General features: G+C 40.0%; 11 protein-coding genes and 1 pseudogene. 8 read left to right on the top strand and 4 right to left on the bottom strand.

The features are described from left to right. The first annotated feature begins 10 nt into the window (after positions 1 to 10). Both gatA and gatB read left to right on the top strand, forming a co-directional pair. Positions 11 to 1,489: an Asp-tRNA(Asn)/Glu-tRNA(Gln) amidotransferase subunit GatA gene (gene gatA / locus D7V32_RS00405; RefSeq protein WP_120400951.1), complete on the top strand. Its 1,479-nt coding sequence runs from the start codon at positions 11 to 13 to the stop codon at positions 1,487 to 1,489. Further along, a complete protein-coding gene (gatB, locus tag D7V32_RS00400; RefSeq protein ID WP_120400950.1) occupies positions 1,489 to 2,964 on the top strand; it encodes an Asp-tRNA(Asn)/Glu-tRNA(Gln) amidotransferase subunit GatB in 1,476 nt (491 codons plus the stop codon). The genes gatA and gatB overlap by 1 nt, the downstream gene beginning before the upstream one ends. 32 nt (positions 2,965 to 2,996) lie before the next feature. Here the strand turns inward: gatB and D7V32_RS00395 are convergent, their stop codons facing one another. Next, on the bottom strand, positions 2,997 to 4,823 hold the full coding sequence (locus D7V32_RS00395; protein ID WP_120400949.1) for a DUF4209 domain-containing protein: 1,827 nt from the start codon (positions 4,821 to 4,823) through the stop codon (positions 2,997 to 2,999). A gap of 380 nt (positions 4,824 to 5,203) precedes the next feature. Between D7V32_RS00395 and D7V32_RS00390 the strand changes: the two genes are divergently transcribed. After that, positions 5,204 to 5,677 (top strand): hypothetical protein, encoded by a 474-nt coding sequence (locus D7V32_RS00390; RefSeq protein ID WP_120400948.1) that lies wholly within the window; start codon positions 5,204 to 5,206, stop codon positions 5,675 to 5,677. Between the two features lie 219 nt (positions 5,678 to 5,896). Then, entirely contained in the window at positions 5,897 to 6,475 is a 579-nt protein-coding gene (locus tag D7V32_RS00385; protein WP_120400947.1) for a DJ-1/PfpI family protein, read from the top strand. Between the two features lie 109 nt (positions 6,476 to 6,584). Here D7V32_RS00385 and D7V32_RS00380 read toward each other — a convergent pair whose 3' ends face one another. The 3 genes from D7V32_RS00380 to sbmA form a co-directional block, all read right to left on the bottom strand. Then, positions 6,585 to 7,043 (bottom strand): hypothetical protein, encoded by a 459-nt coding sequence (locus D7V32_RS00380; RefSeq protein WP_120401128.1) that lies wholly within the window; start codon positions 7,041 to 7,043, stop codon positions 6,585 to 6,587. 174 nt (positions 7,044 to 7,217) lie between these two features. Further along, positions 7,218 to 8,153 carry a hypothetical protein gene (locus D7V32_RS00375; protein ID WP_228200151.1) on the bottom strand — a complete coding sequence of 312 codons (936 nt, stop codon included), beginning with the start codon at positions 8,151 to 8,153 and terminating at the stop codon, positions 7,218 to 7,220. 309 nt (positions 8,154 to 8,462) lie between these two features. Continuing rightward, a complete protein-coding gene (gene sbmA, locus D7V32_RS00370; protein ID WP_120400946.1) occupies positions 8,463 to 9,659 on the bottom strand; it encodes a peptide antibiotic transporter SbmA in 1,197 nt (398 codons plus the stop codon). Positions 9,660 to 10,090: 431 nt separating this feature from the next. On the opposite strand from sbmA, the gene D7V32_RS00365 reads away from it, so the two are divergent. The 4 genes and pseudogenes from D7V32_RS00365 (at position 10,091) to hppD (ending at position 13,769) form a co-directional block, all read left to right on the top strand. Then, positions 10,091 to 10,285: a hypothetical protein gene (locus tag D7V32_RS00365; RefSeq protein ID WP_120400945.1), complete on the top strand. Its 195-nt coding sequence runs from the start codon at positions 10,091 to 10,093 to the stop codon at positions 10,283 to 10,285. Between the two features lie 701 nt (positions 10,286 to 10,986). Beyond that, positions 10,987 to 11,400: pseudogene (locus tag D7V32_RS17510) on the top strand (HD domain-containing protein); the annotation flags it as partial. Between the two features lie 425 nt (positions 11,401 to 11,825). Next, positions 11,826 to 12,278, top strand: coding sequence for a very short patch repair endonuclease (locus tag D7V32_RS00355; protein ID WP_120400944.1), 453 nt, complete (start codon positions 11,826 to 11,828; stop codon positions 12,276 to 12,278). Between the two features lie 429 nt (positions 12,279 to 12,707). Beyond that, positions 12,708 to 13,769: a 4-hydroxyphenylpyruvate dioxygenase gene (gene hppD, locus D7V32_RS00350; protein ID WP_120400943.1), complete on the top strand. Its 1,062-nt coding sequence runs from the start codon at positions 12,708 to 12,710 to the stop codon at positions 13,767 to 13,769. Positions 13,770 to 13,861 lie beyond the last annotated feature (92 nt).

The following is a 13,861-nucleotide window of genomic DNA, read 5'->3' as shown; positions in this document are numbered from 1 at the left end:
AATATTTCTTATGACAGATTTACATCGCTTATCCGTTCGTGAACTGACTGAAGGTTTGGCTGGCGCTAAATTTTCTTCACGCGAATTGACTGAACACTATTTAAAACGCATTGAAAAAATCGATGCTCAAGTCAAGTCATACGTGACCGTGACGGCTGAGCAAGCACTTGCGCAAGCAGATGCTGCCGACGCAGCCATTAAAGCTGACAATGCAACAGCGTTGACGGGTGTTCCCATTGCGCACAAAGACATTTTCTGTACCCAAGGCATTAAAACCACTGCTGGTTCTAAAATGCTGGACAATTTTATCTCTCCTTACGACGCGACCGTTGTAGCGAAAGCTAAAGCTGCGGGCCTTGTCACTTTAGGTAAAGTGAACATGGATGAATTCGCCATGGGTTCAACCTCTGAAAATTCATTTTATGGCGCAACGGCGAATCCTTGGAATTTATCGCATGTTCCGGGCGGTTCTTCAGGCGGTTCTGCGGCAGCAGTAGCAGCTGACCTTGCTCCATTTGCAACAGGTACAGATACAGGCGGTTCTATCCGTCAGCCTGCGTCTTTCTGCGGTTTGACTGGTCTTAAACCGACGTATGGCCGTGTTTCACGCTTCGGTATGATTGCATACGCATCATCTTTAGACCAAGGCGGCCCAATGGCGCGTTCGGCTGAAGACTGTGCTTACCTCATGAACGTGATGGCAGGTCATGACGCGAAAGATTCAACCTCAGTTGAAAAAGACGTAGACAACTATGTGGCTAACCTCAACGGCACTTCTGTAAAAGGCTTACGCATTGGTATTCCTAAGCAATACTTTAACGTTGCCGGCTTAGACGCTGACGTAAAAGCACGTGTTGAAGAATCTCTGAAAAAGCTTGAAGAAATGGGCGCAATCTTAGTTGAGATTGACCTGAACATGACAGAAAGCTACGTGCCTACTTACTACTTGATCGCACCTGCTGAAGCTTCTTCAAACCTTTCTCGTTATGACGGCGTGCGTTATGGCTACCGTGCCGAGAATCCAGTGGATTTGATGGATCTTTACAAGCGTTCACGTTCTGAAGGTTTTGGTAAAGAAGTTCAGCAGCGTATCTTGATTGGTACATACGCGCTTTCTGCGGGTTACTACGATGCTTATTATGTGAAAGCACAAAAAGTACGCCGTTTAATCCAACAGGATTTCTTAAAAGCATTTGAATCTGTAGACGTGATTGCTGCTCCTGCTGCACCTACAACTGCTTATAAGATTGGTGCAAACCTATCTCCAGTTGAAATGTACTTGGGTGACATCTACACGATTGCAGTGAACTTGGCTGGTCTACCTGCGATTAATGCGCCTGTTGGTTTTGATAAAGACAATTTACCGGTTGGCTTACAGCTGATTGGTAACTACTGGTCAGAATCTCAATTGTTGTCTGTAGTGCATCAGTACCAACAAGCAACGGATTGGCATACACAACGCGCTGCAATTGCTGAGGAGAATGCATAATGGCTAAGAACGCTGCTAAACCAAAATCTAACCTGATTGACGGTTGGGAAGTGGTCATTGGTATCGAGATTCATACTCAGCTTGCAACCAATACGAAGATTTTCTCAGGTTCTTCAACTACGTTCGGTCAAGACCCAAATACTCAAGCCAGCCTTGTCGATTTGGCCATGCCGGGTGTATTGCCTGTATTGAACAAAGAAGTGGTTGATCTCGCGATCCGCTTTGGTTTGGGTATTGATGCTTACATCGACCAAGCTTCTGTCTTTGCACGTAAAAACTATTTCTATCCAGATTCGCCTAAAGGCTACCAAATCAGCCAAATGGATAACCCGATTGTGGGCTTGGGTCATATCGACATCCAACTTGAAGATGGCACGGTTAAACGCATTGGCGTAACCCGTGCGCACCTTGAGGAAGATGCAGGTAAATCAATCCATGACCAATTTGAAGGCATGTCAGGCATCGACCTCAACCGTGCAGGCACACCACTGCTTGAAATCGTATCTGAACCGGATATGCGTTCAGTTGAAGAAGCGTTGGCTTATATTAAGTCGATTCACACCCTAGTGCGTTGGTTAGGTATTTCTGACGGTAACATGGCAGAAGGTTCATTCCGTGCGGACTGTAACGTGTCTTTACGCCGTCCGGGTCAACCATTTGGTACACGTTGTGAGTTGAAAAACCTCAACTCTTTCCGCTTCATTGAACAAGCGATTAACGTTGAAATTGAACGTCAAATGGAAATCCTAGAATGGGATGGCACCATCGACCAAGAAACGCGTTTATTCGACCCTGTGAAGATGGAAACGCGTTCAATGCGTTCGAAAGAAGAAGCGAACGATTACCGCTACTTCCCAGATCCTGACTTGTTACCTGTTGTGATTGCAGATGCGCAAATTGAAGCAGCTCGCGCTGCCCTGCCTGAGTTGCCTGCTGCACGTCGTGCACGTTTCGTAGCGGACTTTGGTGTGACTGAGTATGATGCGCACGTATTGACGCTTACTCGTGAAATGTCAGAGTTTTATGAAGCGGTTGTAAACGCTGCGGGCGGCGCTGCTCAAGGTAAAGTGGCTGCAAACTGGGTGATGGGTGAATTCTCTGGTGCTTTAAACAAAGCGAGCCTAGAACTTGCTGACTCTCCTGTAACAGCAGAAAAACTTGGTGGCATGATTGCACGTATTGTGGACAACACAATCAACGGTAAGATCGCGAAGCAAGTGTTCGGATTTATGTGGGAAGAAGGCAAAACTGCAGACGAAATTATTGCGGAAAAAGGCTTGAAACAGGAAACTGATACAGGCGCAATTGAAGCGATTATTAAAGACGTGCTTGCTGCGAACGAGAAGATGGTTGAAGAGTATAAGTCTGGTAAAGAGAAAGCTTTCAATGGTCTTGTTGGTCAAGTGATGAAAGCAGCGAAAGGTAAAGCCAACCCTGCGCAAGTGAATGAATTGATGAAGAAATTGATTGGTTAATACCAATTGATTTTGAAATAAAAATACCCGCTTTAGAGCGGGTTTTTTTCTAAATCCTGAAAACCTTCTTCATCTACACTTTGGGCTTTTCTACAAAAATGAATAAAAGTTGTTCTTAATAAAAAATACCAAGCATAGAAAAAACTAACCTGATTGTAATTATTAGAGCTTACCAAACCATGAGCCACATCATTTCTAATATTAAAACCACTTGGATGAGTAAATATTGTTTTTAACTCAATTATCAAAGCTTCATTGAATACTTTTTTTATCTCTTCTTTTTTCAATAATGCATTAAGGCTTAGCTCTGTTTCAATACCATCTTCAATCATGATAGTTTTTATATCTGAATTCTTCAGATGATATCGAACAATATGCTCAATCTGAGGCGCTAACAAATGAAGTGAAGTAAAAAAATCACCATCATAACCATAATATAAACCTCTAGCCATATCTCTAGATCTGTCTTCTGGAATAAAAGGAGAAAACTGTGTTAAATGAAAAAAATCCTCCAATCTAAGATTATGTTCTCTTTGTAAAATCTTAAATCCTTCTATCAATGCTGATCTTGTCCATAAATCTGCATCAACTTTACATTCTAAAATCAATTGTTCTTCTAATTGATCATCATCTAAATCATCAGTACCAATTGCTGATGACCTCTTAATTACTCTTGCATCCCCTGAAAAATGCTTTTCCCCAAAAAAGTTAGATAAAAATCTATCTTTATTTTTTTCAATTACTGTCTTTTTTAAATCATCAAGTTTTATGAAAGGTTTTATAGATAAGAATTTATGCAAAGCTATTGGAAATTCTTTTTCACTAATTTCATCGTTTAGCCAGTCAATTATATCTTTGATATCGATCTTGTTTGTAATTGAAGGCATTGTTTCTATAGCTAAATGTGCAGCTTCATGCATTTTATTATATAGACTTTGCTCCACCTGAGCATACTGGAATTTTCTTCTAAACCGTCTTTGTATCGTAGCTAAAATTTGCAATGCTTTTTCATATGAATTCTGAGCTAATACAGCCCCTATCTCTGTTTTTCTTAAATGCTCATCTCCTTCTTTTTCATAGAGTTTGACACGTTTCACAATAATTTTAGAAGTTTCCTCAAACTTTTCAAGTTGGTTATATAAATCTATCGTCGCTTTCAAATAGCCATCAGCAAGTAAAATACTTTTTTCACAACATAATTCAGCTAATTCGAGATATTTCGCAATCAATTGGGTTTCATAATTTTCAATTAAACTATACCTAGCTAAGAGCTCACCTACTTTTAAAATAACAAAATTTTCAGGTTTATTTTCACTAAAAATTATTGCTAATTTATTGGCTCTCATTTTTTCTATATCAATAGTAACTCTAGGATTCCTCCCAAATTTAGCCACTAAAAAAAATGCCCGTTCGTGACAAATAGCTACATCCTTAGACCAGTTTTCTTTAGTTGCTTTAATTGATAAATAACTATCAATTGCTGTTTGTATCCATTCAATATTTTTAGGTTTTTTTAACAGCCATAATATTTCTGCTACACGAGCTTTTAACCATGAATTAGTTAAAACCTCATAGGTACTTTCTAATTTTTCAATCTCTACTTCAGTCAAATCTTCTGGTCTTGTGCTCCGACCATGTTCAAAGAGATTTAGCCTTTCTTTCAAGGGTTCATTCATACTCGTTGGTATTAACATCATGAAACAAATTTTTGAATAGAGTTTTAATTCTTCTTTTAGGTTTCCATCTTCTAAAGTTTTAGCTTTTTCATCAAACCAACCACTTATACTTGAATATCCATAAAAATTATTTTGTTCATAAAAAAGAGCTAGTTCTTCTTCAATCTTGACCCATTCAGACATTAAATTCTCGCTTAATACTTTGGAATATCTATTTTTAATAAAGTAAAAATTACATTAACATTAATAAAAATACTATCCCATAGAGTTCAAGACTTAATAATCTTTAAAAGTCATTTTTTATGCGTGACTTCTGAATATACCTCATCCCCGCCTTCTCCCACTGGGAGAAGGCGCTTTCATTGTAAATTTGATAGCACCATATATTTAATAATGAATGTTCCCTCTCCTTTTTAAGGAGAGAGCTAGGGAGAGGTATTTAAAAATTCAAAACTCTGCTTCGTATAGCTAAAATTACCTATCTAATTCCCGAAAAACCACTACACTAAACTAATTCTAATACTTTAAAACAGTCAGCATTTTCAAAATACCAAAGGACAAAAATGAAAACAGCTATCCTCACACTTTCTACGCTTGCCTTCCTCGGCACCACCACATTTGCAGAAACCAAACCCAATATTCCAGCTAAAGAAGCCAGCCAAATCTTTAAAGCCGCAGGCTTTTCAAAAACAAAACATGGCTGGGAAGGCAGCTGTGACACAGGTGAAATCACTACATACAAAGACTTCAATGGTGACGGTCTAAAAGATGCAGTCATTTCAGACTACAGCACCATGTGCTATGGCAACACAGGTGTTGGTTACCACATTGTTGCTCAGCAAAAAACTGGAAATTGGAAGCTCATTTTTGAAAACATGGGGGTCCCTACTTTTCTAAAAACCAAAGGAAAAGATGGCTGGCCAGATATTGAAAATGGTGGCCCCGGATTTTGTTTTACTATTTACCGCTGGAATGGTCAAAAATATGATGTCAACCGTTATGAATATAACGGCAAAGCCTGCACATTAAACGATTAATACCTCAGCATAGAAAATTCCATATCACTGAATATGTAAACGGATTGATTTAACAAACTTTTACGGGCAGTTAAAACGCCTCAATTGATTGGGGCTTTTTTATAAAAATGACCTCAGCTATACAACTAAAGAATTTACAGTCTGCTTAAAACTGTCATTTCAATATGCTAAGGTAAATGAAAAATTGATATAAATCATATTTCAACAGAGGGTTAGATCATGTCAAAACAAATTCTTATGCTCGTGGGCGACTATGCTGAAGACTACGAAACAATGGTACCTTTTCAATTTTTAGTTGGTCTTGGTTATACCGTTCATGCCGTTTGTCCTGACAAAAAAGCTGGCGACAGCATTGCCACAGCCATTCATGATTTTGAAGGTGAACAAACTTATAGCGAAAAACGCGGTCATAACTTTGCGATTAACTATGACTTTGATGCAGTTAACTCAGAAAACTATGTCGGCTTAGTGATCCCGGGCGGTCGTGCGCCTGAATATTTACGTATGAATACACGTGTGATTGAAATCGTACGCGAATTTGACGCGGCGAAAAAACCTATTGCAGCGGTTTGTCATGGGGCGCAAATTTTGGCAGCAGCCAATGTACTGAAAGGCCGTACATGTTCCGCTTATCCTGCATGTGCCGCCGAAGTTAAACTGGCTGGTGGTCAATATGCAGATATTGCAGTCACGGATGCAGTGACCGATGGTCATTTAGTTACTGCACCTGCATGGCCTGCTCATCCTGCATGGATGGCCCAGTTTGTTAAAGCATTAGGCGCAACGATTACGATTTAATGCTCGAGTCGCCAAACTAAAGCAAATTGGATCATCATCCATTTAAGTTGAATCCATAAAAATGCTCCTTGTATAAAAGGAGCATTTTCAAATCCACTGAACAATAAAATTAACGGACCACACCCAACTTATTCCAAAGCTCTGGCGTTAAAAATGTGGTGACTAATTTATTTAAATCCACATAGCGCAGTACACCCTGTAACTGTTGTTTGATTTCAGGTTTTTTTAAAATTTCATCGCCTGTAATACTGCCAAGTTCTTGAAAACTTTCCCCTACCGCTTGCATGCCTTCAGCTTGAATCACGGCTTTGGTTTGTGCCGAGCATTGTTCCGTTAAAATCCGCTGTAAAGTCTGTGCCAATTTTTTATCTAAAGTCATTTTCTGTTCAGCACTGATATTACTGAACTGTTTTAATTCAGGATGCTGCGCCAATGCAGTAAATGTCCATTGCAGCACCGCTGTTTTATCCGCCGCCGTGGTTGATTTCACCAAACAGTCACTGAGCTGATCTACAGCAGGTCCAGCCGTAGCCAAAGGCGCAGCGCCGCAAAGCGCCACTGCCAGCATTGCAGGTTTAGCAAAACGTGAATGAGAAATAAAATTTAAAACTGGAAATGAAAAACGCAGTGACATAGAGCAAGCTCCAAAAGTATATGCCCCTTTTTACCATAGGCTTAAACGCCTGCGCTGTATTACTGTGTAGAACATTTGTCTGCCGTACGGCAAACTGTAAAAAATGCTTTAGCCCAGCTGCTTCAGCATATGCTTTGCGCCAGAGTGATTATAGTTAACCGCTAAGTTTTGCAGTATGCGTTTCGCTTGGCCTTTCGCATTTGGAAAACGGCTGCTGTATGTAGAAATACTGGTCAAACAGCGCGCAACCAGCATTCCAGATTCGGTATAAACACGTGTACCATCCGTGCCCTGCAATTTGCCATAATTATAAGCGCGCTGTGCATTGTTACAGGCATTATTTAAATTTTTGCCGTTATTAATGTCTCTGCGCGCAGACACATAAAGTTCCATTTGTTTTTGCTGCGGTGTATCTGCCGCTGCACGTACAGACTGAGCTGCAGGCTGCTCTTTTTTGTCCTCAGCTGCTTTTTGTTCTTTGGTATTTTGTGTTTTTACAGCAGTTTTCGCTGCAGGAACAGCCGCCGATTTTTTCACTGCTGCAGATGCTGCCGCGTTTTTGTACAGCTGCTTTGCTTCATATGCAGACATGAGTTCTACATTCATACGTACTGCACGGGCATCATGATCTTGCGGAGACTTCAGCTCTGCTGTCGGCTCAATAGAAACCACCCACAATTGCTGTTTCTGCTTTACACACTGATATGAACCGGCAGCTTGAGTAATATTGCGGTTCGCTGCCAGTGTATTTTTTATTTTACTGCTTTTAATCAAAGGCAAATTGCTCTTTTGATACAGTGAAAAACTGCCGCCATTGGCATGACAATATTTTGCCAATTGAGCGCGAGGCATCATCGTCTGAGGTTCGTTTTGCTTACTCTTTGCACCCCATGCATAAATATAGGTTTGGTTATGCAGCTGCTGCTCTGCAATTAGGCTTTGCACAGAACTGTATTTTGTCATCGGATCTGCACCTAAATGGCCCAAACTGGCACAGCCATGCAGCATTAATACTGAACTGGCCAATAAGCCCAAACACTTCATATTCACGCACATCTACCCAATCAAACCAAGTCAATAACGTTAGCCGAATTAGCCGTAAAGCTCAAACTCAAAGCATTGTTTTAAATATTATTTTTATATGAACCACGCTTTAATTATCTTATAAAATGCCAAACAGCGAGCTTTTCATTTTATAAAACTTGAACTGCATAACCTTTAAAATTGCATGAAAAACAGCCCATCAAATTTCCATAAACCTTAGAGCGCGACGGCCAAAGGCCAAAGCTCTATAAACACAGAGCGCAGCGCATAAAAAAAGCCCGAATCAATCGGGCTGAAATGCAGATAAAACTATTGATCCAAGGTCGACTCAAAAGCTCTTAAACGCTTATAAATAGAAAGCAGTTCAATAATGGTTGGCCACGATGCAATTAAATACTGAAAAGACTCGCGGACTTTGCCGAACACGTTGCCAATCTGCATCATTAAACCCAAAGTAATCGCACCTGCTGCAATGCTTGGGAACAATACAAATATGCCAAACAGATTATCCAGCTGCAAATACCAGATACGCACTAAATTAAAATATGCATAGTGAAAATATAGGCGGAAATAGTTAAAACGGACTTGAGAAAAAAGTTCTTTTAAGCTTAATGGATCTGCACGCTCTGCGTGATCTTCACCATAGACCAATTCTTTGCGGTAAGCCGCTTCCACTTTTTGATTATTAAATTCTAAACCTGGCAGCTTATAGCCTACCAGCATCAGTATAGCCGTGCCCAATACAGACCAGCTGATGGCAGCCCAAACCAGCGCCTGAGGAATTTCCCCTACAATCGGCAGCGCTTTCACATGCGATGACAGCGTAAATAATACCGGTAAAAATGCAATTAATGTCATCAGCGCTTCAACCAAGCTGACACCTAAGCTTTCCATGGTCTTAGCAAAGCGCATTGTATCTTCCTGAATACGCTGTGATGCCCCTTCAATATGACGCAGCTGCTCCCAATGGGCTGTGTAAAAGTCATTCATTGCGGTACGCCAGCGGAAAACATAGTGGCTGACAAAAAATAAGTTAAACACTGCTGTCGTGACATAAATCATTAAAACCCACATAATTTCCATGAGCTGAAAATAGAGCAAATTAATGTCACCGCCGTTATTGCTGAGCATTTTCTGAATCAGGTCATAAAATGGGTTATACCATGCATTAATCAGCAGGCTGACCTGTACGCTAAACCAGATATTAAACAAGATAAAAGCTGAACCCCAAACCGACCATGCCTGCCAAGGATTATTCGACTTCCATTTCCAGAACAGCGCGAACAGCACAGTGGCTGCAAAGAACCATATATAAAACCATAGAAAAGATGGCGCCCAAAAGCGGCTCACATCAATCGGCAGTTCCGCTTTGGCATAGCCTTCGGTAAATCCAATCCATGTGCCCCAGCCTGATCCTCCGCTATACCACAGCGCTAAATTTATAATGAACCAAATGACCAGCGAACCGAAAAACCATTTTGGATTCGGAAAGAAAGATTTAAACATACTGTTGCTCATGTCCTTTTATTATTGCTTTCAGCATACGCGCCGATCATAAAACGTAAATACACATTTTTGTTATGAAAATTTAACTTTTTTAAAGCTTTTTTATAAAACTAAGCTTCATTTCAGCTTCAGCGTTTTTTTTATGAAACCAAACATCTGCAAATGCCGTTTTATCCATGCACAGCCAGCCGGTTTTCTTTTCAAAAAGACAAATGCAGTGTACTGACAAGCAGTATAAACTTGCGGTTAATACTCAGCCATTTAAATGCAGCGGCATAGAAGACATTAACATTTTCGCCCAAAAATAACGGTATTAATTTATTATTTCTTATATTTTAATGAACCATCACTCAATATTGATAAAAATGGTTAATTATTCAAAATTATGTTATGCTCATTAAAAATACAATGCCATCTAGGGGAGGTGTAAAATGGAAAGACCGATTGTTGAACTGCTTAAGCCAGTAACACTAAGAAAAGAGAATTGCACCCCAAAGATCTTTGAAACAGGTACTGTACTGAAAGTGATTATGCAAACACCTGAAGGGTTATTGGTGAGTGATGACTCCAACTTCAACTTCACTATTTCACTCAAAGACCAAAACAGTGTTTGGCGTGAAATTTAAATTTCCTATATTTCAAAATGTTCCTGTTAAACACATGCTATGCGTCCATAGAAACGCATAGCTCTATGTTCTTAATCTGCTCATACCCGCTATCATGACATCCTTTTTATGTCTGTCTAAACAGATATGTTGAGAACAGCCCTTATACAGTTTTCTTGCTTAGCGCCTTGATCTTCGTCTATTAAAATCCCAAAAATCAGTGATAGACAATCGAACCGCCTCCATTTTAAAGTTTAAAACTTATACCTGAATTATATAATACCCATCTAGATATTAGATTATCCGCTCGACCTCCACATTAAATGATTTTAAATTTTTGAATTATAAAATCAGATTTCTGCATTTATTTTTTTGTAATATTATGCCAATCAAACCCATATTACCCATTGCTGACTTCAGTTTTATAAATAGCCAAAGGCATTAAGTTCTGCTGTTTATTTTATAATACAGCTGCTTCTTATTAACCGTAAAATAGCGCTGCATCCCCAGTATTTTTCAAATTTAAAATATGGATATTATGATGTGAAAAGCCCTATTTCCAATGTAGAGCGGCCGTTTACAATCCGCTGAAAAATACTGCATAAATTGCCGCTCACGAACAGCGCCTGCAGCAAAAAATAGGAAAATATCACCCGCAGTTTAGCGTGCTTATTACTGCATTCAACTCGGTAAAAAAAGCCGCCTTCGATGAGGAATATTTTATTTCAACATTAGAACAAGCCATTAGATTTGCTGCAGCGCAGCATCAAGGTCAAAAAGATAAAGCGGGACAGCCCTATATCACCCATCCGTTACGAGTGATGCAAAATGTCTCCAGCAATGATGCCAAAATGGCAGCCGTTATGCATGATTTACTGGAAGACACCAATACAAAAGTGCATGACTTAGCTGCACTTGGTTTTTCACAAACCGTCCTAAATGCCGTCATCGCGCTCACGAAGCTTGAACATGACAGCCGCTTCAGCGCCGCACAGCGCACTGTTAAAAATGCGATTGCCTGCCAAGTCAAATTGGCAGATTTGACAGACAACATGGATCTGTCACGTTTGCAAAAAATTACCGTAAAAGATTTAGCCCGGCTCAAGCAATACCAGCACGTATATACCGTCATTCTAGAAGCAGATCAGATTCATCGGCTGATTCAGCGCTGCCAGCCGCCTCGTGATTATCCGCTGTTTGAATATTCAAGCCGCCAAGAAAATTATCTATTTATCCTGAACCTGATGCAGGATGTTCGGCATCCCTGCAGCAGGCTGAAGATAGGCTCTGCTCAAACATACGCTATACTTTTTAAAGACTGCGCCGCATATTTCAGCTGGTGTAAACGTCAAAGCCAGCAGGTAAATTTAAGCTATGCACAGCAGCTGATTTACCGCGCAGATCAGCTGCTTTTTAACCGCTATTTTTCAGATGCTTTGAGCCGAAATATAATTAAGAAAATTTTGCAGGACTTTCAAAAAGCATTACTTTAGTTTTAACAGCTGAAAAAACATGTTCTAAAGCCGCTGCCTTTCGTCCAATGCCTGAATAAGAGTGCGCTATGAGAAAAAAAGCCGATACAGCTAAACCCGCGATGACCCGTTCTGAAAACATGGCGGCTATCCACTCCAAAAACACCCGTCCAGAACTTAAAATCCGTAAGGCGCTGCATCAAGCAGGATACCGCTTCCGTCTGCATCAAAAAGATTTAGCTGGCAAGCCTGATCTAGTATTGAAAAAATATAATGCTGTCATTTTTGTACATGGCTGCTTTTGGCATAAGCACGATTGCAAATATTTTCACTGGCCTAAAAGCAATTTAGATTATTGGCAGCCTAAAATTTTAAAAAATGCCGAACGGGATAGTGCTCACTGTTTGGCCTTGCAGCAAGCGGGATGGAGAGTTTGTATTTGGTGGGAGTGCTCTACCCGATCTGCAGATGATTTTGCATGGAGTCTGCAGCATTGCATTGAATGGCTGCCGCAAACTGACAACCCCTACTTAGAAATATAAAAACCTTCATAAACAAAAGTTTAAAATTAGAAAAACCCTACTGAACAGCATATTTTGAGATTTAAAATAATTACAAAAATTTACAATAAGAAATTCAGCTGTAAAAACCTCCGTCTAAGCACTTTTTATTATTCATTTCATTACTTTATGTTATAAAATATATAACCAATTTCACTAATTACGTAATACATAATTCAATTATGTATTGAATAATTTTTTTAGCCAGATATGATGAACAAATATATTATTTTTATCGAACCGATATCTCCAGCCGCCGCTGGCGTATCTTCGGAAAATTATACTAGGGCAAATGGATTTGTCTTAACAGCAGTGCAGGATTTCAGAATCATGCGCGAAGGCTGCTTCATTTGCTCATAACAATAATTTGAAAATCAAGCAATTGGATTGCTGAAAAAATGAGGACGTTATATGAATGAGTTAGCAAACCCTTTAGAACTCCGCGGCTTTGAATTTATTGAGTTTGTATCTCAAGACGGTGAACTTGACGATATTTTCTCGACCATCGGATTCACTAAAGTTGCTAAACATAAATCAAAAAATGTGTATTTATGGCGTCAAGGTCAAATCAACATTATTTTAAATTACCAGCCCGAATCCTCAGCTGCTTTTTTCTATAAAGAACATGGCCCCTCTGCATGTGCTATGGGCTTTCGCACCAAAGACGCAGCTAAAGCTTTTCACAAAGCAGTAGAACTGGGCGCAGAACCGATTTACAGCAAAATTGGCCCAATGGAACTGAATATTCCTGCCATTAAAGGGATTGGCGGCTCGCCTATTTTCTTGGTTGACCGCGATATTTATTCAAGCGATTTTATTTTTATTGAAGGCCAAGACCCAAATCCTGCAGGTACTGGCTTAAATGAAATTGACCACTTGACTCATAACGTCTACAAAGGCCGCATGGAATATTGGGCAAACTTCTATGAAAAAATCTTCAATTTCCAAGAAATCCGCTACTTTGATATCAAAGGCGAATACACAGGCCTCACTTCAAAAGCCTTAACTGCTCCAGACGGTAAAATCCGTATTCCGCTGAACGAAGACTCAGACAAGGGCAATGGTCAAATTGCCGAGTTCTTAAATGACTTTAACGGTGAAGGTATTCAGCATATTGCCTTTATTACCGATGATCTAATTAGCACTTGGGATAAGCTAAAAGCCCTAGGCGCGAAGTTTATGACACCGCCGCCAAACACTTATTATGACATGCTGCCTGAACGTTTGCCGGAACACGGCGAACCGACTGAAGAACTGCAAAAACGCGGTATTTTGCTTGACGGCAATACCAAAAATGGTGAGAAGCGCTTATTGCTTCAAATTTTCTCTGAAAACATGCTGGGCCCCGTATTCTTTGAGTTTATTCAGCGTAAAGATGATGACGGCTTTGGCGAAGGCAACTTTAAAGCCCTGTTTGAATCGATTGAACGTGATCAAATCAAACGCGGTGTGCTGGATATCTCAAACGCCTGAAGACACAGTTGACTTACTCTATTTTTATTCCAGATTTTTTATATATGCGCCAGTCCGCTGGCGCACGATTCCCCTGCTTTGCACACGATTTT

Source organism: Acinetobacter tianfuensis, assembly GCF_003611465.1.
Taxonomy (GTDB): Bacteria; Pseudomonadota; Gammaproteobacteria; order Pseudomonadales; family Moraxellaceae; genus Acinetobacter; species Acinetobacter tianfuensis.
This window is presented reverse-complemented; position numbering and strand designations above follow the sequence as displayed.